General features: G+C 43.4%; 16 protein-coding genes and 1 pseudogene. 7 read left to right on the forward strand and 10 right to left on the reverse strand.

Features of this window, described 5'->3' with window-relative positions:
• Positions 1–28: 28 nt before the first annotated feature.
• Together H6G96_RS28730 and H6G96_RS28735 are read right to left on the reverse strand one after the other, a co-directional pair.
• Positions 29–1,354 carry an aminotransferase class III-fold pyridoxal phosphate-dependent enzyme gene (locus H6G96_RS28730; RefSeq protein ID WP_190915920.1) on the reverse strand — a complete coding sequence of 442 codons (1,326 nt, stop codon included), beginning with the start codon at positions 1,352–1,354 and terminating at the stop codon, positions 29–31.
• A 1,287-nt stretch (positions 1,355–2,641) separates the two neighbouring features.
• Positions 2,642–4,221, reverse strand: a pseudogene (locus H6G96_RS28735) (IS1182 family transposase).
• A gap of 231 nt (positions 4,222–4,452) precedes the next feature.
• Between H6G96_RS28735 and H6G96_RS28740 the strand changes: the two are divergent.
• The 5 genes from H6G96_RS28740 to H6G96_RS28760 all read left to right on the forward strand — a co-directional run bounded on the left by H6G96_RS28740 (position 4,453) and on the right by H6G96_RS28760 (position 7,679).
• The gene (locus H6G96_RS28740; protein WP_242063426.1) at positions 4,453–4,833 is read left to right on the forward strand and encodes a DUF1257 domain-containing protein; all 381 of its coding nucleotides are present in this window, start codon (positions 4,453–4,455) and stop codon (positions 4,831–4,833) included.
• Positions 4,834–4,835: 2 nt separating this feature from the next.
• Positions 4,836–5,048, forward strand: coding sequence for a DUF2997 domain-containing protein (locus tag H6G96_RS28745; RefSeq protein ID WP_190915922.1), 213 nt, complete (start codon positions 4,836–4,838; stop codon positions 5,046–5,048).
• Positions 5,049–5,095: 47 nt separating this feature from the next.
• A complete protein-coding gene (locus tag H6G96_RS28750; RefSeq protein ID WP_190915924.1) occupies positions 5,096–5,347 on the forward strand; it encodes a hypothetical protein in 252 nt (83 codons plus the stop codon).
• Positions 5,347–6,969 carry an AAA family ATPase gene (locus H6G96_RS28755; RefSeq protein ID WP_190915926.1) on the forward strand — a complete coding sequence of 541 codons (1,623 nt, stop codon included), beginning with the start codon at positions 5,347–5,349 and terminating at the stop codon, positions 6,967–6,969. Before H6G96_RS28750 ends, H6G96_RS28755 begins: the two co-directional genes overlap by 1 nt.
• Before the next feature lie 149 nt (positions 6,970–7,118).
• The gene (locus tag H6G96_RS28760; protein WP_190915928.1) at positions 7,119–7,679 is read left to right on the forward strand and encodes a WGR domain-containing protein; all 561 of its coding nucleotides are present in this window, start codon (positions 7,119–7,121) and stop codon (positions 7,677–7,679) included.
• Between the two features lie 87 nt (positions 7,680–7,766).
• Here the strand turns inward: H6G96_RS28760 and cysC are convergent, their stop codons facing one another.
• The 6 genes from cysC to H6G96_RS28785 form a co-directional block, all read right to left on the reverse strand.
• Entirely contained in the window at positions 7,767–8,324 is a 558-nt protein-coding gene (cysC, locus tag H6G96_RS28765) for an adenylyl-sulfate kinase (protein ID WP_190915930.1), read from the reverse strand.
• Positions 8,325–8,338: 14 nt separating this feature from the next.
• Positions 8,339–8,719 (reverse strand): cadherin-like domain-containing protein, encoded by a 381-nt coding sequence (locus H6G96_RS41600; RefSeq protein ID WP_347242287.1) that lies wholly within the window; start codon positions 8,717–8,719, stop codon positions 8,339–8,341.
• The gene (locus H6G96_RS41605) at positions 8,719–8,922 is read right to left on the reverse strand and encodes an FG-GAP repeat protein (RefSeq protein ID WP_242063427.1); all 204 of its coding nucleotides are present in this window, start codon (positions 8,920–8,922) and stop codon (positions 8,719–8,721) included. Before H6G96_RS41605 ends, H6G96_RS41600 begins: the two co-directional genes overlap by 1 nt.
• A gap of 19 nt (positions 8,923–8,941) precedes the next feature.
• Positions 8,942–10,030: a TIGR03032 family protein gene (locus tag H6G96_RS28775; protein WP_190915932.1), complete on the reverse strand. Its 1,089-nt coding sequence runs from the start codon at positions 10,028–10,030 to the stop codon at positions 8,942–8,944.
• 69 nt (positions 10,031–10,099) lie between these two features.
• Entirely contained in the window at positions 10,100–12,685 is a 2,586-nt protein-coding gene (locus H6G96_RS28780; protein WP_190915934.1) for an FG-GAP repeat protein, read from the reverse strand.
• An 821-nt stretch (positions 12,686–13,506) separates the two neighbouring features.
• Positions 13,507–15,237, reverse strand: a complete 1,731-nt coding sequence (locus H6G96_RS28785) for a hypothetical protein (protein ID WP_190915936.1) — start codon at positions 15,235–15,237, stop codon at positions 13,507–13,509.
• A 623-nt stretch (positions 15,238–15,860) separates the two neighbouring features.
• On the opposite strand from H6G96_RS28785, the gene H6G96_RS28790 reads away from it, so the two are divergent.
• Both H6G96_RS28790 and H6G96_RS28795 read left to right on the forward strand, forming a co-directional pair.
• Positions 15,861–17,102, forward strand: coding sequence for a Hint domain-containing protein (locus tag H6G96_RS28790; RefSeq protein WP_190915938.1), 1,242 nt, complete (start codon positions 15,861–15,863; stop codon positions 17,100–17,102).
• A gap of 261 nt (positions 17,103–17,363) precedes the next feature.
• Entirely contained in the window at positions 17,364–17,687 is a 324-nt protein-coding gene (locus H6G96_RS28795; RefSeq protein ID WP_190915939.1) for a hypothetical protein, read from the forward strand.
• A gap of 314 nt (positions 17,688–18,001) precedes the next feature.
• On the opposite strand, the gene H6G96_RS28800 is transcribed toward H6G96_RS28795, so the two are convergent.
• Together H6G96_RS28800 and H6G96_RS28805 are read right to left on the reverse strand one after the other, a co-directional pair.
• Positions 18,002–18,763, reverse strand: coding sequence for a DUF6748 domain-containing protein (locus H6G96_RS28800; protein ID WP_190915941.1), 762 nt, complete (start codon positions 18,761–18,763; stop codon positions 18,002–18,004).
• 507 nt (positions 18,764–19,270) lie between these two features.
• A complete protein-coding gene (locus tag H6G96_RS28805; protein ID WP_190915943.1) occupies positions 19,271–21,274 on the reverse strand; it encodes a hypothetical protein in 2,004 nt (667 codons plus the stop codon).
• Position 21,275 lies beyond the last annotated feature (1 nt).

The raw sequence follows: 21,275 nt of genomic DNA on the forward strand, positions 1-21,275 counted from the left end.
GAGATAGTTAGCTTTACACTTTACAATTTTAAAATATTTCGCTAATTCTTTGGACTTCGTCTATTGCTTCTTGTATCCTTTCTTGGAAAAAGCTCACATCTGTCTCATTCATCATCAAATTACTGTAAAATCTAGAAATTTTTGAGAATTGGATGCCATAATCTTTACAAATCCGCGTGATTAAAATATCCCGAAGTTTTGTAGTGTCGTCGTAACTTCCAGGACTGTTAACGGGTTTTTCTTGAGAATGAAAAATTAGTATGCCGGGTACTCCTTGAACTACCATCAGCATTCCCACATTTTTTGCTGCTTCAACTAGAGATTGACCTATTTGCAGTAGGTAGTTTCCCATCCTCTCGTAACATGAGACATCATTTTCAAGCAATTCAATAGTAGCTAACACCGCAGCTAAACCAAGTGGATAACCGTTAAATGTTCCTGCATGGATAACTTTTTGGTCTACATATAGTTGCATAATTTCCTTCTTGCCAACAATAGCTGACATCGGTAAAGCTCCTCCAGCCATTGCTTTAGCAAGAACAGTAATATCAGGTGTAACGCCTAGTAGAGATTGTGCGCCTCCTAGAGATACTCTAAAGCCAGTAATTACTTCATCAAATATGAGTATTATATGATAGCGATCGCAGAGTTCTCTGACCTTTTCCAAATACCCTGGTTGAGGTAATATGCCGCCTCCATTAATACAGATAGGCTCCATGATGACAGCGCCAATCTCGTGGCCACGTTCTTGTAATAGCTTTTCTAGTGCTATAGCATCGTTCCAAGGTAGTAAAAAAGATTGAGCTTGCAAAATATTTGGAGCACGACCATCAGTCCCTAGAAAATCTTCTTCATACTCAACAGGTATAGGATGTTCAGCAGATTGTGGTCTACCTCCGATAATATTGTCCGCATTACCGTGATAATGTCCTTGGAATCGAACAAATTTTGGCTTCCCGCTGTAGGCTCTAGCAAGCCTTATAGCATTTTGTACAGATTCAGTGCCACTCAGTCCAAAACGTACCATTTCAGCACTGGGCACATAATGAATAATGCGCTCACAAACAAGTCCTTCTAAATCACATTGATCGACAGAAAGGACTTTATTCATATACTGCATTAGCTTGGCATTATATTCCTCGTTACCATGTCCTACAATCAGAGCACCAAATTTACAAAAAAGATCTAGATGCTCATTACCGTCCAAATCCCACACTCTTGACCCTTTCCCTTTATTAAAAGGTATTATAGTATCTTTTCCGGCATAACGAAAGTTGTAGTGAACTCCGCCTGGTAGATAATTTTTTACTTGTTTAGCTACTTTTTGAGATTCAGGGAATTTAAGTTTTGGCATTACAAGAACTCCTAGTTAGGTTAAATAGTTAAAGTATTGAAAAAAGTAACCTAAATATCCTTTTCTACCTAAGGAGTTCACCAAATCATCTGAAGCAATACTATAACAAGTTCTATAGTAGATAGTTCGAGTAAAACCTAGACGATAAATGATGCTGAGTGCAGCATTTGGGAGCAATTGAGAGATAATTAAAATTGACTTTTTTATCATGACTTTTTTATCAGGGCAACAGATTATTTTGTATAACATCTATTTAGCCATTTGATCATATAGTAAAAATGGCTAAATAGATGTTAAACTACTACTGCATCAGCTTTCCGGCTTAACTTTAGAAGTTGCATAGGTTAACATTGAGCAATGCTAACTTCCTAACAAATATAGTTAAAACCAGGTAGACTTTACTGCCCAATTAACTTTGCTAAATGCCAAAAGCTACAACATTGATAGAATAGTTGCTCACTTGAGTACTTGGTAAAAGACTATCTTGGAATACTATTTATAACAAGCCGTATTTCAAAAGTTACAAAAAGCACATATAGTTTTTTATTATTAATATTTTTATATAAGCACGATTGGAATAAACTATTACCATAAATAAAGTCGATTGCAAGCATAAATTTGCTTGTATGAAAAATATAATAATAAAGACGGTTTATATAAGACAGATTTCCTTTAGCTATTAAGGATTACAACCCATGTTCGAGAGATGAACATGGGGTTGTCTTAATGTATGAAAGCGTGAAGGTTTAAGTAGTATAAATAATTTTAAAGTAACAAATACTATCAGCATTTTATTAAAAATTAAAATTCATAAAACTTTTATTTTTTGTATCTCAAAATACAAAAAATAAAAGTTTTTATGAGGGGAAAGAGCAAAAATTAGTTGCAAACACTAAGCTGACGGTATTATCAAGAAAGTTGGTAGCTAGTAACAACTATTAAAATAATTAATAAGCAAGTTGCTAGTGGGCGATCCAGGGCAAACGCATCTAAATGCAAGGAGCAGAAGGCAGAAGCCTTAAGTAAAAGGACTTTCAAACCAATTAATCTTTCTTAACATAGCTTTGTTTTTTTCTACCGACTCTGTTTGGCGCTCTTCTATTATTCTTGGGGAAAGCAATTGCTCCAAAACTTACAATACTTTGATTTCCAGGTTTTAGGGGAGGGTTAGTGCGTCTCAAACCCTATTGACAAGCGGACTTGTCTGATCAGCAATCAAGTTGGAAACAAAGTGGTACTATCCGAGCTAGGGTAAGATTTAATTCATCTAAAACACCGATTCAGTAATCAGGATGAAGTAGCAGAATGCTCAGTAGTGTGAGTAAAAATTTTGGCAAGGACATGAAGATTATGGACGACGGCAGTACGGCGGAGGTCAAATAAGTTTTTGCGAGTTCCAACGTAACGAGCTTGATCTCCTTGCCAGCGACCAATGTGAGATAAAGAAGCAAGGGCAGCTACCCGTTCTCGAAGCTTGGTGCGACCAGCAGGAGTTAATTGACGTTGTTTTAATTCCTGGAACAATGGCTCATCAGGATGAATGGAAACACTTCGTCCAGTTCGGGAAGTAGTACAACTCTCCCTTAACGGACAACTCGCACAGATATGCTTTGGAAACTGGACTTTGCCGCCAATGGCGAAAGGTAAAGTGACTTGATTAGGACAACAAATAGTCTGATTGTCCCAGTCTAAAGTAAAAGCAGTTTTAGTAAACAGCTTACCATTTCTTACAAGCCTTGCTTTACAGTAAACAGTCAGTTCCTGGGTTCTGTTTTTAACCAAAGAACTACTGAGGTAGGCGCGGTCGATGTGTAACTCAACCAGGTTTACTTTCTGGCATTTTAAGTCGATGGCGATCGCATCAGTAACAGATGCCTCAGGGATATTTGCTCTTGTGACCCCAACGGCGCGAACCAGCCCATTGTCTAAATCTCGTAAGACATGACGTTTATAGCCATCAAATAGCTGAGTTTTGCTTTTACGCCCATGTCTCATTTCTTCGTCTTCAATGGAGATACGTCGTTCTTTGGCAACACCTGTTCGTAGTTTTATCTCACCATGAGCATCTACTTCCACATCTTGGGCTTCAATTAACCTTGCAGTCTCCAAAGCCGAACGAACTTGAGGGTGTTTGATATTTTCTGGTTGTACTTGTACAAAAGTCTCAAGTCGATCTATTGCGCTAATACGATACCTATTGCCAAATTTTTCTGGTCTGGGTCATCCCAGTTTAAGTCTAAAGCGGCTTTCAAGCTCGAACCCGCAACGATGTCTAACCCAATGTCATTGGCAACTTCTGCCAGCCCCCGCCCCTGCTGGTTAGCTATCACGCCAATCGCTTTTTTGAGCGCGTGACCCAACAAATTATATGTATCCTCGACCTTCGATGCTCCCCCCAAGGGACTGGAATCAAGTGCTGCCCGTAACTGTCTTGAGCCAAAACCCTTCGTTTGCTCTGCTAGTTCTACTGTTCTCTCAATCAGCCTACGGTCAAGACCTTGGATAATCAGCGCACTACGAAATCTTACCAAAGTAGCCTGCGAAAAAGGTGCTTTTTCACAATCCATGCAATCAAGTACTAACTGCCAACGTCTGTCCATGACCAACGCTTCTATCGCTTCTGCATCCGAGGCTCCTGTATATGCTTGCAATATTGTCGTCAATGCTAACTGTGCTGGTGATACTGGTGGATGCCCTTTGGCTGAGTCTGCATAGAGTTTGCTCAGTTCTATTTGAAATTCCTCATCAAATAACTCATGGCGATATTGCCGTAAAAACGTAAACAGCTTCGCTCGTTTAATCCGCTTAACAATACTTTGCTCTGATGCTGATAATTCTATCGGTGGATGCCATTTTTCTGGTCGCATACGTAGATTCCGAGGCTTGAGCCGCACATTTATTACTTGAATCTACCTCAATTGAGCTTATCCCTTTCCTTGAAATTTTGTTAAATCTCGCTCAAGCTCTGCTTGTCGTCATAAGCCTTGACTGGTCGGCATTTACACTACTTTTTCCTCTTTTATGAATTTCATCATGCACTGATTTTTATTTTATTTTCCGATTACTGAATCGGTGTTCTAGTACAAGCTTTACAAGACTTGAAACTGAATCCGCAAGTTCACGAAATAGCACAATCACTAAAAGGATACTACGGTGGCTCTCAAGGACAAAGTGCTGAAATTATCGTATCTGGTCGCACCATAAAAGCCCGTGCAGACATCGGATTCAAGTGGAATCAGTCAAGCGGCGTGTACGAGGTAATACACGATAGTTATGAAACAGTTCCGAAGCTGGGACAAGACTTTTTTAGTAACAAGTTGATGCTGGCTTACGGACAGCGAATGGTAAGAGCTAAAGCTGCCGAGTTACAAGAAAAATTTGGTGAATGTGCGATTAGTGAAGAAACCAAAGGAACTGTGCAAACTCTACGGCTGACTTTTGCTGGACATCAAGAAGTTAAACAATTTGCACGGAGATAAGCATGGAACGTTCAATACTGATTCATTTTGACAGCGCTACAGGTGAAGTTCGTGTGGAGGCTGAGGGGTTCGAGGGTTTGAGTTGTTTATCGGCTACGCAACCATTTGAAGAAGCACTTGGAGTTGTAAACGAGAGCGATCGCATTTACAAGGACGAAGCCCAAACCCAACAACTTCGGACAACTTCAACTCACTCTATTCGCTTACGGCAGTAAATCAGGAAAAGGGGAACCGTGACGATTGGGTTCCCCCAAGAAATTTTATGTACCTACCTAAAGAGTATCCTTTCATCCACATTTACGCACAACAGAAAACACACCAGCCCACGATCATCAAAGCAAATACTGAAGGGTTGTGTGTGCTGTTGAATGCCATAGTAACAGCAATCGCCTACCAAGAGAACAACGGTACAGCAGAAGTTTTTGACGGCGATGCCGAAGCCTATGAAGTAGTCGTGAGACTTGTTAATACTCACGATGAGCTAGCTCCAGTTCCTTATCAAATTGAAAAATAATGAAACTCTCAAATCTTCTCTCCACACTCGATTCACAAATCCCCATTGCTGCGGTTGATGTCTTGTCGCCCGATGAAGCGACGATTATTCAGTGGTTGACTGCTGAAGCTAACAATAAGCTCTCATGTCCAGTTTTCTTCTGGAATCTGGGAGTATTAACCTTGGAGCAATGTTTAATCGCAGCAGATGGGGGATTGGTGTTTAAGCCAGTTGCAGAGTACAAAAGACCACAACACGCTGATCCACTACTATTTGTATTCGACTACATTGCTAACTTTAGTGGGAATGGTGTATTTGTCCTCGGAGATATTCACCCCTTTATTGCTAAGAATTCACCCCAATTATCATGGGAGATTTTATCCAAAGTTAAAAACCTTTACCACAGGTTAAAACCCACAGATAAACGCATTGTCTTGTTGGGTCAGAATATACGATTACACGAATCACTAGTCAGATTGATTCCTTATTGTGAAGTCCCTTTACCTAGTATTGACCAAATACTTGAGCATATCACTTCTTATTTGCATGACCTACAACAGTCTGCTAGAGAGCAAGAATTAAATTTTACCGTTTCCCTAGAAAATGCTGAATTTGAAACTCTTTCTCGTGCTGCCCTGGGTTTAACCCTGGAGGAGATTAGCGACTTCCTTCGGTTAACAGTCAAAGAAAACTTAACTAATGATGGTGTCGTAGTTGACGCTGATTTCATCCCCAAAGCCGTCGAGTACGAAACTCGGCTACTCTCTCAAATGGGTATCGAGTTGGGTAAACCTGCAATAATCCCGTTCGGCGGTTTGGATCTTCTGCGCGAGTGGTTGATGAGGCGGCGGCGGCTGTTCACGCAAGAGGCGCGAAGTCTCTCGTTACCCCAACCAAAAGGTGTATTGCTGGCTGGCCCACCCGGAACAGGAAAATCTCATTGTGCCAAAAACATCGCGAGTATACTCAATTTACCACTTCTGCAACTCGACATTGCGTCTCTTCTTGGTTCTCTTGTGGGCGAGTCCGAGGGCAATGTCCGCCGCGCACTTAAGACTGCCCAAGCTATTGCTCCGTGCATATTGTGGATTGACGAGATAGACAAGTCCCTCTCCGGCAGTGGTGACACTAGTGGAGTCTCACAGAGGATTCGGGGCAATATTCTCACGTTTATGTCGGAATCACAGTGTGGTGTGTTTGTCGTCGCAACTTGTAATGACCCATCTGTGCTGCCAAGTGAACTAAAACGGAAAGGCCGTTTCGATGAAAATTTCTTTGTTGACTTGCCCACGGAGCCAGAACGAGTCCAGATTCTAGAGATTCATCTGCAACGCTTTGGCATTCACCTGGAATCCGAATATCTCGAAGCGATCGCAGCTTCGACCGCAAAGTTTTCAGGAGCAGAACTGGAAACCCTTGCTTCGGAAGCTGCTCTGCTGGCATTCGATGAAGGACGACCGCAGCAGGTAACGCTTGCTGACCTCGAAACCTGCCGCCAAACCATTACCCCGCTTGCGATTCAGGATGCGGCGGCAGTCGAGCGGATGCAGTCCTGGGCATCAACCGCACGACGGGCTAGTAGTCCTGTGGTTGCGGCGAAAACTCAATCTTTGCGTGCTGCTAAGTTTCGGAATATGAACTGATGAGAAAGCGATTGCCTCCTATTCTATGGGGGCGATCGCTCTTTTAGGTTCGTAGCGATCGCTCTTTTAGGTTCGTAGCGATCGCGTTCAGTATATCTATCTCAGATGGGGCAATGCCCTGAAGTTAGGAAATTGACAGGGTAAGAAAGATGGAAATCTATTTAGTCTTTGTTGACGCAATTCAAAACAGCAATAAATTCTGGGCGGCCATTGTCGAAGATAGTAATTTAACAGTGCAGTGGGGCAGAGTCGGTTATCAAGCGCAAACCAAAGTCCACACATTAGGTAATCATCAAAGAGCCGTTAGCAAATTTAACAATTTGGTAGCCGAAAAGATGATGAAAGGCTATAGAAGAAGTCAGTCACAAATCGACAGCAATTGTGAAGTTTCTGAAATCAACAGAGCGATTGAATTACTAGAGATTATTCGTCCTTATGTAGAACAGAGAAATTTTTCAGTTGCTTATATCAATGCCCTAAATCAATATCTAAAGATTGTGACAACACCTTTGGGTATGCAAATTGAACCATACAGGGTATATCGCTCAGTAGAAGATGTTGATTATCAAATGGAATTACTCAATTCTCTGTTAGCGACTCCTGCACCACAAGTTACTGCGGTGGCTGTTGGTCATGCCCCTGAAGCAGCAACAGAACCCAAGGTAATCAGTCTCTTGACTATCAGTAAGAACTTCTGGCGACATTTATAAAACTGTTGGGCGTAGTCTTTTATGCCACGCCCAAGCTTTTATGTTTATGAACAAGTAACTCAGCAGGATAGTATTTACCAACTTAGATTAAATTGATATGAGATTTTTATCCAAAGCACTGATTAAGTTTTGCCGTTCTAAATAATCAAGCACTTGCTTAACACATTGCTCAGGAGTGAACTTATCAGTTTGACAGATAATCTCTGGATTTAATGGTTCTTCATAAGGATCAGAAATGCCAGTAAAATGCTTAATCTCTCCTGCTTTTGCTTTAGCGTAAAGCCCCTTCACATCACGGAATTCACAAACTGCAAGTGGAGCTTGAACATAAACTTCGATAAAATTGGTAGAAGTTTTTTTGAGTTCCTCTCGAACTTCACGATAGGGGCTGATTGCGGCAACAATTACTATGATGCCGTTGCGGCTAAGTAAGTTAGCCACAAAGCCAATACGACGCACACTTGTATCTCGGTCTTGTTTGCTAAAACCCAATCCTGCACAAAGATGGGTGCGAACAACATCACCATCTAACACTTCAACTTTGTAGTTTTGCTTTTGTAGTTTTTGTGCTACACGGTTAGCAATAGTTGTTTTCCCTGCACTACTTAAGCCTGTTAGCCAAAGAATTGCACCAAGTTGTTTCATGGTTGATTCAAAATTTAGGCAACAAAGTTATCAAAATTTGGGGCGACCGACTCCGAAATACTTGATTTTAACGTGAGTTCGCCCTGAGATATAACCACACCAGTAACTGAGACAATATCGAGGTTGAAAGTACCGATGGTGCTACCGCCATTGCCATCGCTGACAGTAAAAGTGAAGCTGTCAGTGCCATTGAAGTTGGCATTGGGGGTGTAGATGAAGAAGTCGTTGCCAGTGTTGTTGTCGTTAAGTATGAGTGTACCGTTAGTGGGGTTAGTGAAGTCACTAATAATTAAAGTATTGCCTTCTGCATCTGTATATCTACGTAAGATATTGCTAGCAAGGATGTTAACAGCTGTATCTTCATTAGTGGTAGCTGCAATTTGAAAACCAAACACTACGTAGCTCTCTCCTGCACCTGACTGTCCGTTGGGGGACGCACTACTTGCCCCAATGCCCCAATAATCAGGTCATCGAAGCCGTCGCCGTTGATGTCTCCGGCACTGCTATCGGAACCGCTTAGAAAAGAAGACCCAATGATCGCAAAACCATTGTTGCCGTCGAGGTCAGAGAGTTCAAAAACTGCTGAATTAGGTGCCATTGCTCTTGATTCCTGTAAATTAGAATTTTTGATCCCATCCCACCGTTACCATCCGCCGAATTTCGTCGCTACGAAACCCGATCGCCATTGGGCGACGTACTCCCAAAAGTGCTACTACATCGTACAATTCCAGCACCACCCCCTCCATTCGCAAGGAATGAACAATATCGCCACTTCTTAGATCAATCACCAGTAATCCACACCGAGGTTCGACGTTTTTCTGTTGCAATTTTTCGTCTAAGGGCAAACCACTGAAGGTCTTGTTATGTCTGGGTTGAGAAATTCCCACTACTGCAAAGTCGCCATAAAATGCACAACCACGCAGATATCCTGGGCAGAAGGCGACTGGCTCAAGCACTCCCCGCTTTAAATCGGCAAAGCCAAACTCTCCCGTGCCTGAGTTGAGCAGCCAGAGTTTTTCTTGATGCCAACGCGGGGAGTGGGGCATAGACAGCCCCTGCAACACGATTTCATTGCTTTCTACGTCAATGACACAGCCGCCATTTGCCCGATGCTCTCGCCAGCCTTCTCCCACATCAGACTGGCTGACGGCGGTGACATATTTGGGTTTTCCTTGCTGCATTGCCAACCCATTCAAGTGACATCTATCTTCCGCCCCTAGCTTGCTGATAAAGCTTGGCTGCCACAAAGGGACAAAACTATGGCTTTCGCTAACTGTTCCCAAACAGCTAAATAAGGTATTGACAAATACTAATTTTTGTGAATCTAAATCTTTTTCTTCTGCTCTACTCAAAGCGATGTCGTGAATATCCAAATCTCCCGTCACATAACTCATCTGCGGCAAATAAACAGCATCATAGCCTTGGTGGTTTTGTCCGGGTTGGATGATGTTTTCAAATCGCCACACTTGGTACAAAGAACTCATGTAGAGGCTGTTGCCATTGGCATACAGCCCCATGCACCGCTCAAAGCTACGTTCAAATACAGATAATTTGCCGTTTGGTTGCAAGCCGATGAAGAATAACTTCCCCGCTTGATAGGTCGTGAAGGACAAACTCAGGTTTTGCTCATACAGCCAAGCAGTAAACTGGCGAGAAGCATTGATTTCTAGAGATGGTTTGTTAACGTTGCTGTCATTGGGATTCACTTGGCTTGGATTCCTTGATAACTGGGCAAGATTGGAGTTCCTTGGAAGAAACTTTATGTTTTGGACAAACTATGCTTGCAAGACAAAATCTGATGCCGTCAGAGTTGGCGCACCAGTTAGAGTCGCAAATAAACCACCAGATGAATTACCCTGCGGGTTGTAGAATAATTGCCCATTCACGGGATCATAGACAATTATCGCCGTGCTAGTCCCCGCTTTATTAGTGACTTCAAAATCACTCAAGTTATTAAAACCCGTTCCCGCAGCAGAGGTAATGTCACTAAAAGTAGTTTTATCCAGTACAATCTTGTCACCTTGGGAACTGTTGAAGTCAGTAATGGCATCTACACCAATAGCACTTCGGGCAAAAGCAGCATCGGTGTTGTAAAGGAATCTGTCAGCACCTACACCACCAACGAAAATATCATTGCCTACACCACCCACAAGAGTATCATTGCCGAATGCACCGATGAGAATATCATCGCCTGACCCGCCCCGCAACAGGTCATTGCCACTTAAGCCATTAATTATGTCGTTACCTCCTTGACCATTAATCACATCATCTGAGTTGTCAAAACCTGCGATGTTATTGTTTAATTCATTAAGGAAGGTGACGGTGTTTTTGTTGAAAATGCTAGTTTGAGTGGAGTTAGTATCAATCACATCAAAGCTGTCAGCAATGGTACTTTGCCCATCAAACAAAATATTGCCGAGTGCAGGTCTTGAAGAATTTGCTGGCACGTTATCCAGATTTTCTAAAAGGAAGTTTTGCAATTGGACTTTGGTGGATGCCACATTTTCAAAGGTGACTTCTAAGTTGTTGCCTTTTTGAGTTAGTTGCAGATTTTGGGCAGTTAAGCCCGAACCGATAAATTGCAGTGTATCAACATTGGCAATTACCCCTGCTGATGGGTTGTAGCCCTGACCAACGCCATCAAAATCGGTGATAATGTCATTGCGATCGCCAACGCGAAATACAAACTTATCTTGACCACCGTTGCCTGTGAGGGTATCGTTACCTGCTTTGCCCTCGATGATATTGTTGCCAATTGTGCCAACAAGAGTATCTGCACCAGGAGTTCCAGTCAGCTTACCAGGGGTGCCACCACTGCCAATGTTCTTCCCCCCAAATACTACAACTACATAGCTTTGCTCAGGATAAAAGTTGCCTTTGGGGGAGCCGCCATATGCCCCAATAATCAGGTCGTCAATGCCATCACCGTTGATGTCCCCCTCATTGCTGACTGAGATGCCTAATTGGTCATATACTGCAATGCCGTTAATGAAATAGCCATTAGTGCCATTCAAATCAGAGGGGTTGAGGCTGCCGCCACTGCCCAGATTCCTCCTCCCAAACACTACATAGCTTTGCCCAGCAGCAAAGATGCCGTTGACGGAGGCAGATGGTGCCCCGATAATCACGTCGTCAAGACCGTCGCCGTTGATATCCCCCCCATTGCTGACTGAGGTGCCTAAAGAGCCACCTGCTGCACCGTTAATTAAAAAGCCATTAGTGCCATTCAAATCAGAGGGGTTGAGACTCCCGCCACTGCCCAGATTCTTCCCCCCAAACACTACATAGCTTTGCCCAGCCCCACGAATGCCGTTGGGGTCGGCACCAAATGCCCCAATAATCAGGTCGTCAATGCCATCACCGTTGATGTCCCCCCCATTGCTGACTGAGGAGCCTGAAAAGTTACGTGCTGCAATGCCGTTGATTAAAAAGCCATTAGTGCCATTCAAATCAGAGAGGTTGAGGCTGCCGCCACTGCCCAGATTCCTCTCCCCAAACACTACATAGCTTTGCCCAGGAAAATTTTTGCTACGGGAGGCATTTAGTGCCCCAATAATCAGGTCGTCAATGCCATCACCGTTGATGTCCCCCCCATTGCTGACTGAGGAGCCTGAAGAGTCACCTTCTGCAATGCCGTTAATTATAAAGCTATTAGTGCCATTCAAATCAGGGGCGTTGAGGCTGCCGCCACTGCCCAAATTCCTCCCCCCAAACACTACATAGCTTTGCCCAGCACTAGGGTTGCCGTTAGAGGCAGCATTTCGTGCCCCAATAATCAGGTCGTCAATGCCATCACCGTTGATGTCCCCCCCATTGCTGACTGAGGAGCCTAAAGAGCCACCTCTAATGCCAATGCCGTTAATTATAAAGCCATTAGTGCCATTCAAATCAGAGGGGTTGAGACTGCCACCACTGCCCAGATTCCTCCCCCCAAACACTACATAGCTTTGCCCAGGAAAATTTTCGTTGGGGCCGGCATTACTTGCCCCAATAATCAGGTCTTCAATGCCATCACCGTTGATGTCCCCCCCATTGCTGACTGAGCCGCCTGAGAAGTCACTTTCTGCAATGCCGTTAATTAAAAAGCCATTAGTGCCATTCAAATCAGAGGCGTTGAGGCTGCCGCCACTGCCCAGATTCCTTCCCCCAAACACTACATAGCTTTGCCCAGCACTATAGTTGCCGTTGGGGTCGGCAGTTGGTGCCCCAATAATCAGGTCGTCAATGCCATCACCGTTGATGTCTCCCCCATTGCTGACTGAGACGTTTGAAGACTCACCTGGTGCAATGCCGTTAATTATAAAGCCATTAGTGCCATTCAAATCAGAGACGTTAAGGAAATTGAATAATGAATTAGCCATAATCACCTCTCTCAGTGGTTATTAATTACAATACCTTTGTCAAAATAAGAGCCTAAATAAATTTTGGCAAAAACGGCAAAACTAAGCATATGTAAGCGGTTTGATTAAAATGTAGTTTGTCATCTAAAACCCTTATCCTGCCGTCAATACGTTAAAAAACCCTTGTGGGAAACCTTAAAAGAATTTTTAGGATTGATTGTTTTTGCCAACCCTCAAAGAAATGGGAGTTAATGGTCAAAGTATCATCACTTCAGCCTCGTGAATTGGCAAAGGTATTGTAATTAATATAGTTATTGACTGCGTAGTTAATATATCAACTTGGAAAAAGATAAATTAAGGGTTTAGACAAAACATACCACTTTTTTACAAAGCATTTCAAAATAGGTACGCCCTAAATCTCTCTCCCGATCTCATCCATTCCGAGTCAAGAACTCGATTAACCACCCAATACCAACAGTCCATAATTCCCATAGCACCTCTTAGCGCGTCTTTTAGCACAGAGTTGATCTTTGGTGGTTTGATCGATTGGTGCGATGCCTAACGGCGGGCTACGCCTACGCCAAAGTTGTTTGAGAAATTTCGTTTCTAGGTAAAGGGGCTAAATGAACAGTTCTGGTTTATTATTTGTCATGATTAAATGCAAGCTCCAATCTGTTTATAAGTTTTTGGTTCTAACTCAGCAGTAAATTTGCTGTGTCTTTAATCAAAGCCCTGAGCAGCTTGCTTTTGTCAGCCCTGTATATTCCTGCCGCTTATGACAGCGTTCTCGATTGAGTTGCGGTCACACCAGTTTTTAGCTGGGTAATTTTGCACGTATTTCGTCATACCCCCATAAAAGTTTCGCCAATAATACTAGAGAAACTAAAAGCGGTAGCAGGATCACTGGCGCTACCAATGAACTCGAAGTTTTTTACGAACATATCTGTCGTTCCATTGTTTATTGTATAGAAGCCTTCGATATTTACGGCATCTGAGACTGTATAGCTTCCAGTGCCAAAGAGCAGCTTATCTTCTTTGCCATTGCCACCATCAAAGAATCCGCTCCCAAATCCTTTGAGAATATCATTGCCGCTTCCAAGCATAGTAGTGCCAGTGCCACCAAAACCACCAGTGAGAGCATCGACGATATCATTACCCCAGTCGGTATCGATGGTGCCGGAGTTTTCAATACCGTAGTTGCTGCCAGTGCCAGTGATGGTGTCGTTACCCCAGCCGGTATCGATGGTGGCGTCTTTAGTGTTCTGGATGCCAGTCCCAGTTCCGTCACTGCTACTTTCGTTGCCGTTTTTGCCGCCGCTGCCACCCATACCCTTACCGATAATAGTGTCATTTCCTTCCTCTGTATTCAGACTGCCACTGTTGCTAATGCCAGTCCCAGTTCCGCCAACGCTGGCAAAACCGTCGGCGTTACCGCCTTCGCCGCCAGTACCATTGCCGATGATAGTGTCTTTTCCGCTCCCAGCATTCAGACTGCCACTATTGCTGATGCCAATTCCTGCTCCGCCTTCGCCGCCACCGCCGCCTTCGCCGCCTTCGCCGCCAGTACCGTTGCCAGTGATAGTGTCTTCTCTGTTCCCAGTATTCAAAATGCCACTATTGCTGATGCCAGTCCCAGTTCCGCCTTCGCTAGGGCCGCTGTTAGGGCCGCCTTTGCCGCCGATACCCTTGCCGATGATAGTGTCATTTCCGTTGCCTGTATTCAGATTGCCAATATTGCCGATGCCAGCCCCAATTCCGCCGTCGTCAACGCCGCCGCTTTCGCCGCCTTCGCCGCCAGTACCGTTGCTAGTGATAGTGTCATTTCCATCCCCAGCATTCAGGCTGCCACTATTGCTGATGCCAATTCCAGTTCCGGCGTCGCCGCCACTGCTGCCCCCGCCGCCTTCGCCGCCAGTACCGTTGCTAGTGATAGTGTCATTTCCATCCCCAGCATTCAGACTGCCACTATTACTGATGCCAGTTCCATTTCCGCCGTCGCCGCCTTGGCTGCCCCTGCCAGCGCCGCCGCCAGTACCGTTGCTAGTGATAGTGTCATTTCCGTTCCCTGCATTAAGACTGTCACTATTGCTGATGCCAGTTCCAGCTCCGCCGTCGCCGCCTTCAAAGCCGTCGCCGCCGTTGCTGCCGATACCCTTGCCAGTGATAGTGTCATTTTCGTCCCCGGTATTCAGACTGTCACTATTGCTGATGCCAGTCCCATTTCCGCCGCCGCCGCCGTCGCCCTCTTCGCCCTCTTCGCCACTGTCGTTGCCACTGCGGCGTCCGCGGCCGTTGCCGCCGATACCCTTGCCAGTGATAGTGTCATTTTCGTCCCCGGTATTCAGACTGCCCCTGTTGCTGATGCCAGTTCCATTTCCGCCTTGGAAGTCGATTTCGCTGCCGTTGCTGCCGATACCCTTGCCAGTAATAGTGTCCTTTCCTGAGTCTGTACGAATAAAACCTCCAGTTAAAATGTCAATACCAATTGCCGGTGATGCATTTAACTCTTCCCCAACTAAGGTGTCGGAATTGGGGGTGCCGATGAAATTTGGTGGAACGGTAACTCTAGCCATAAAGCAAATTCTCTCGATTAGTTTAGTACGGTTGGTTTGCTCATTTAGATGAGCAGTTTCTCAAAAAATCTCGAAATTGTTTTTCCAAAAGTTATTGAGTGATTGGGTATCAGGTATCAGGTTACTTGCTATCTAATATTTAGCCATAGGTCTACTATGCTTTCATCCCAAAACTCACCATGAATCAAGTTACTAGCTACTAAATAGCTAGTAATTAGGCTACTATGCTTTCATCCGAAAACTTCGGTTTTTCGCAGGAACTTGAGAAATTTACAAAACTTTACTTTATAAAGTTTTCAAACTACCGCTCACGCTATCCTTATTGAACTGGTGGGAGATGAATTTTGCAACCTGACTTTGCTTGTTAAGTCGTGAAATAACGGGCATATCTCCACTCTATCAAGGAGATAACGAGAAAAAACAGTGCCAGATTGGGCTATAGATTGGGAATGTCAAGAAAAGGGTGTTTCTTTAGTAACCTTGATCTAAATAATTCTTAATGCAAACAAACAGAAATACAAAGTAACAAGTGTGGATATATTGATGTACTCCCTAAAATTGGATTTACTTATCCTAAATGGCTGAGATAAATAAATTTATCGATTTATTCTTGGAAAGATAAAATGAAAAATATAAACCACCTGATTAAAAATATCTCAATTTTTTTAATAATATTACTACTTGTTTTTTGGATTACCGAACCTGTTTATGCTCGTGGAGGTTGTTTTGCACAGGGAACTCCGGTTTTGACATCTCAGGGACATAAACCTATCGAAAAATTGAACAAAGCTGATAGTATTATTAGTTATAACTTCGCAACTCACCAACTTGAGTTAGGAAAAATAGAAGAAATTAAAAGCTTAATATCACCTGAATATTTATTAATTAATAACAAAATTAAAGTAACAGAAACTCATCCCTTCTATATAAAAATTGACACAGGAGTTAAGTTAAAGCAAGCCCAAAAACTTGAAATTGGCGACCAGCTTATTGGGGAAGGGGATTCCAGGATTTTCATTTCCAATATTGCTCATATTAAGGAAAATATCACAGTTTATAATCTTATATCTGTGAATCCCAATCATAATTTTTATGCTAATGGCATTTTAGTACATAACAAAGGTGGTGGTGGTGGAGGCACTGGAGGCGGTGGAGGCGGTGGAGGTGGCTATTATCGAGGAGGTAATGGAAATAGCTCATTCACTCCAATCAACTCAAAGACACTTCCTAAGTATATACTGATACTAGTGGTCTTATTTGCTGGGTTGCTACCCGTTATTTTTTGTCGTGAAATTTATAATTTTACCCATCTCTTTAATAAAGAATTTACCAATGACTCTGACTTAATTAAGTTTGCAACAAATATTAATTCAAAATTTACTAATCGTTATTCTCTCAAATATTGTAAAGATAAGGAACAGTGGAACCAAATTTTAATCCAATTCGAGATGGGTGAGCAAGAGTATCAACAAATAATTAGTAAAAATCACTTAATTGAAGAAATCACTTCTTTATTTATCCAGTATCAAATGGACTGGACTATGAAGGATTTCGAGCAGATGTTTGATTATATTTCTGAACCATTTTATTACCTGCAATACTATGTATTTCAACGTGATTTTGGTACTTCATTTGATATTATTTATCAACCTGAAGTTATTGAAGCTGCACCCATTAGTTATAAACAGGAAGATAATCAGCATATTTTTCGGGTTCAAGTTAATGGTAAAATGACCAACTTTGTCATTTCTTCTGAAGGGTATGTGCTTAGTGGTGAGCCTTTTCCTCGCTTATTTTCTGAGTATTGGGATATCAGTGTAAACTCATCAGGAAAATGGTACTTAGTAAATATAACTTCCCTGTAAGAGTGACGAACGCATTTGTTACTCCTCCTACTTCACCAGCACCCCTTCTACTACAACCAATCCCCACTGCGGAAACTTTGCCAGCAGTTTTTTGATCACAATTTAGCTTTCGCCGGATTGTCACTCCAGCATTCATGTAATAAATCAAACCCCGGATTCTGCAAATCAACTCATACATGACTGTTCTGAACGCATCTATTACTTCAGTAAAAGTGTTTAAATTGCTTCTAGTCCCAATCCAATGGCATTTGAACGATAATTATGAGTAACCCTCTTTCCCATCCCGAAGATTCAGACTTCCATTCATCTATTCAGGAGAATCTAAAACAGCTTTCTGCTCAGTTGGGATCTCCTTTGTCCGAATTATCAGTCATGGAAATATACCAGAATGCGTGCGATCTACTGAGCCACGTTTCTCCATCACCTCTTACTCTTGCCCGCGTTGCTGGAACATTACTCGTCTATCGAGTCCAGGACACAGAACCGGAAGAATTTGAGTGGTTCAGCACCCAGGTGAAACAATGTCTGGATGAAGAAGAAGTTGAGGAGTTGATTGAATCGATACATCGCACGGATGCTTTGTAATTGCTGAAAAAGCCGGAGTCTCGCGCGCATATCGGATACCGTCGCATCATCTCTTGCAATTCTACTGCCTTACCTTGGGGCGTGTACGCAGTTTCCTTAGACAGCGCAATTACAATCCTTTGCCGCCTCGTCCACTCAAAGGGAGCGATCACAGTAGACCTGGCCTGTTGTGCCTCCGGCTTCCTCCCTTCTTTTCAAGCTACCACAAACACGCCTTCCGTTGGCTTGACTCCCTTCCAAGTGCGTAACGCTTCTTTGAGATAGGCAATCGCACACTTTTAGGATGAGCCAGTGGCAAAGATAACCTTATTTCTTTAGTTCGGTTCCACTCTCAGATAAAATTGTGTAGCCACAAACTTAGTATCTCTCTTGATTGGGTCTACGTTTTCTACTACCTCAGTTTTACCTACAGCAATCAAACCTTGATCGAAAATTTCGTTTGTTGCTGCGTCAAGTTGTTTTTGCGTTGCACCGATTTTACTCAAATCGATTGACGAAACTTGAGCAGTCTTAGGTTTATTTAGAACCAGATTATCTGTGGAGAAGCAAGGAGTTGTGATGCAACGAATGCCATTGTCTTTTAGTGCCACAAAAGTACCTTTTGCTGGGACATTTGTGGCGGCATAGAAAGCTTCTTTTACTCTCAAATTCCCAAATTCACCGAATCCAGGAAATGTTACTGGAACGATATTACCTCTAAGAATCACACGGCTACCATCATCATTTTGAATTTTTACCAGTTGGGAAGGTGGGACTTTCAGGGAACTCCAATCAATTGCAGACACATAACATTCGGAGCGAAAAACACCATCTAAGCAAGGAGTAGCTTTCAAGTTTACCTGCTTAATGAAATATCCACCGCATATTGGAGAAGCACATCTGCGAAAATCTCTGCGTACCGTGTAATATCCCCATTGGGGAAACTCTTGATTTTCGACAGTGACGGCAACAGAATCAGTAGTCTCTGGAGCAGAAATATTTTGCGCCGATACTGTGGAGAAAAATCCGTTGGTGACTATTATTGCACCTAATAGAGGAATAATTGAGTATTTGTTGTTAAGTGATATTTTGTTCATGGGAGCTTGAAATTTTTTTTAAGGGTTCAATACTTTTGTTAAAAGTAAAAGTGTGAGAAAATTGCTGCCAAATACCAAGAAATTATACCACTATAATCTATGTAAATTTTTTAGCGAATTGTTACAATTTTCAGAATGATTGAAGAAGAATTCAGCTATTGTGAATAAATCCGTCAGAATGCAACCAATGAGAAATCAGAACTGCTACTAAAGGCCATCAGACAGAATTTTCTTCGCAGAGATAAAAGTACTGTGCCCCAAAGTAGAAGTCAGAGGGAAGCATAAGGGTCAGCCGTCCAGCACTCCTGGTACAATTGCGACACTTCCTCAATTCAATCAGTCAGTTAAATGTAATTCAAAATTCCAATAGCTAAAAATGAATAATTTGAGTTAGAAATTATCAGGTTTCACTACATATTTACCACTACCTGCACTTTAATTTCGGTTGGTTCGCCCATTTTTTAAAACAAGCTCTATTAAAGTGAAAACTCGCCCAAGTTAACAATCTCATGCACCGTTTGTCAAAGTGCTATAGCAGAAATAGCTATCTGCAAAGATAAATTTTTCAAAGCCAGTTGTAGATAAACTAACGGGGTCTTCATTGTTGTTGAAAGTAATGTTGGCACTTTTAAGGGTATTGCCATAAATAACACCAGATATCAGTAGTTGGGAGCGATTGAAAGCTCTCAGATCCAGGGTGTCAAAACCTTCCCCGCCATCAATACTTGCAACGCCAAACCCTTTGAAATAATCATTTCCACTACCCAAATCAATGCTGATGCCGCCACCGATAGAGACTTTTTGTTGAACTCCATTTAGGATACTAGTGGCTGTAATTTCATCATTGCCATCGTCAGTCTTGATGATTCCTTGTCCGTAAATGCCGTAAGCAAGACTATCGTCAGTCTTGATGATTCTTTGTCCATAAATGCTGTAGGCAAGACTATCATCGCCGTAACCATCACTTGTTACTGTAGCCTGTCCGGTAAGCTTGTCAGAACCTTTGCCTGTATCAATGATTCCATCGTTAAAGATGCCATAAGCTGTGGCATTTCTTCCTGAGCTATTCCCATAACCGATAATGGTGTCTTTGCCTGACCCCGTAGTGATAGTGGCGTCTTTAGTATTTTGGATGCCAGTCCCAGCACCATCATTGGCGCTGCCGATGCCGCTAATAGCGCCGCCCAAGCCACCCTGACCTGTGCCGATGATCGTGTCGTTTCCGTCCCCTGAATTCAGATTGCCATTGTTAGCGATGCCAGTGCCGGTACCGCCTTTGACATTCTTCTCGTCTACGTCTATGCCTAAGCCATCGCCGCCCTTACTGCCAGTACCGATGCCGTTGATCGTGTCATCTCCGTTCCCTGCATTCAGATTGCCATTGTTAGCAATGCCAGTGCCAGTACCGCCAACGCTGCCGTACTCGCTATTGCCGCCCAAGCCGCCCTGACCTATGCCAGTGATCGTGTCTTCTCCGCGCTCTGCATTCAGACTGCCACTGTTAACAATGCCGATTCCAGTACCGCCATTGCCAAAAGCGTAGCCGATACCGCCATTGCCGCCCTGACCTGTACCAGTAATCGTATCTTCTCCATCTCCGGTATGCAGTTCATCACTATTGCTGATACCTGTCCCAGTACCGCCGTCGCCGTCAGAGCGAGTGTTTGTACTCCCTGTGCCACCATTACCAGTGCCGATAATCGTGTCTTGTCCATTCCCTGCATTTAAATTGCCATTGTTAGCGATGCCAGTGCCAGTACCGCCGTCGCCGTATCTGCCGTAGGCGCTGAGGATGGATCTGTCATCCTCGATGCCGCCGTCGCCGCCATTACCAGTACCAATGATCGAATTGTTTCCGCCCTTTACACTAATACTGCCATTATTAACGATACCAGTGCCAGTACCGCCAGTGCCGTTCATGTATGATACATAGCTCTCTTCACCGTAACCACTGCCGCCGTTGCCGCCATTACCAGTGCCGGCGATCGCATCGTTTCCGTTCCCTACATTAATACTGCCACTATTAGCAATGCCAGTGCCAGTACCGCCAGTGCCGCCGTCGTAGCCGTCGTAGCCGTTGGAGCTAGTGCCGCCCTTACCGCCCTTACCTATACCAGAGATAATGTTTTTTCCCTCCCCTGCATTTAATTCGCCACTATTAGCAATGCCAGCGCCAGTACCACCATCAATGCCATCACCGTCCTTGCTTGTGCCGATGCTCGTGTAGTTTCCGCCCTCTGTATTCAGACTGCCACTGTTAACCATGCCAGTTCCATCTGTGGCGTTACCGCTACTTGCGAGGTTGTTTTTCCCACTACTGCCTTCGCCCCTGCTAACGCTGTTGCCACCCTGACCTGTGCCACTAATTGTGTCTTTTCCTGAGACTGTACGGATGTAACCTCCAGTTAAAATATCAATACCAATTGCTGGTGTTCTATTTAACTCTTCCCCTACTAAAGTATCGGAACCGGGGGTACCGATGAAATTCGGTGGAATGCTAAGTCTAGCCATA

This window comes from Nostoc sp. FACHB-892, from assembly GCF_014698795.1.
Classification (GTDB): Bacteria; Cyanobacteriota; Cyanobacteriia; order Cyanobacteriales; family Nostocaceae; genus Nostoc.

Excerpts from the sequence above, each read along its gene's own strand:
- H6G96_RS28750 (WP_190915924.1), top strand. The coding sequence starts at position 5,096 with ATGTACCTACCTAAAGAGTATCCTTTCATCCACATTTACGCACAACAG.
- H6G96_RS28730 (WP_190915920.1), bottom strand. The coding sequence starts at position 1,354 with ATGCCAAAACTTAAATTCCCTGAATCTCAAAAAGTAGCTAAACAAGTA.
- H6G96_RS28745 (WP_190915922.1), top strand. The coding sequence starts at position 4,836 with ATGGAACGTTCAATACTGATTCATTTTGACAGCGCTACAGGTGAAGTT.
- H6G96_RS41605 (WP_242063427.1), bottom strand. The coding sequence starts at position 8,922 with ATGGCACCTAATTCAGCAGTTTTTGAACTCTCTGACCTCGACGGCAAC.
- H6G96_RS28780 (WP_190915934.1), bottom strand. The coding sequence starts at position 12,685 with ATGGCTAATTCATTATTCAATTTCCTTAACGTCTCTGATTTGAATGGC.
- H6G96_RS28760 (WP_190915928.1), top strand. The coding sequence starts at position 7,119 with ATGGAAATCTATTTAGTCTTTGTTGACGCAATTCAAAACAGCAATAAA.
- H6G96_RS28805 (WP_190915943.1), bottom strand. The coding sequence starts at position 21,274 with ATGGCTAGACTTAGCATTCCACCGAATTTCATCGGTACCCCCGGTTCC.
- H6G96_RS28755 (WP_190915926.1), top strand. The coding sequence starts at position 5,347 with ATGAAACTCTCAAATCTTCTCTCCACACTCGATTCACAAATCCCCATT.
- H6G96_RS28785 (WP_190915936.1), bottom strand. The coding sequence starts at position 15,237 with ATGGCTAGAGTTACCGTTCCACCAAATTTCATCGGCACCCCCAATTCC.
- H6G96_RS28795 (WP_190915939.1), top strand. The coding sequence starts at position 17,364 with ATGAGTAACCCTCTTTCCCATCCCGAAGATTCAGACTTCCATTCATCT.
- cysC (WP_190915930.1), bottom strand. The coding sequence starts at position 8,324 with ATGAAACAACTTGGTGCAATTCTTTGGCTAACAGGCTTAAGTAGTGCA.
- H6G96_RS28790 (WP_190915938.1), top strand. The coding sequence starts at position 15,861 with ATGAAAAATATAAACCACCTGATTAAAAATATCTCAATTTTTTTAATA.
- H6G96_RS28800 (WP_190915941.1), bottom strand. The coding sequence starts at position 18,763 with ATGAACAAAATATCACTTAACAACAAATACTCAATTATTCCTCTATTA.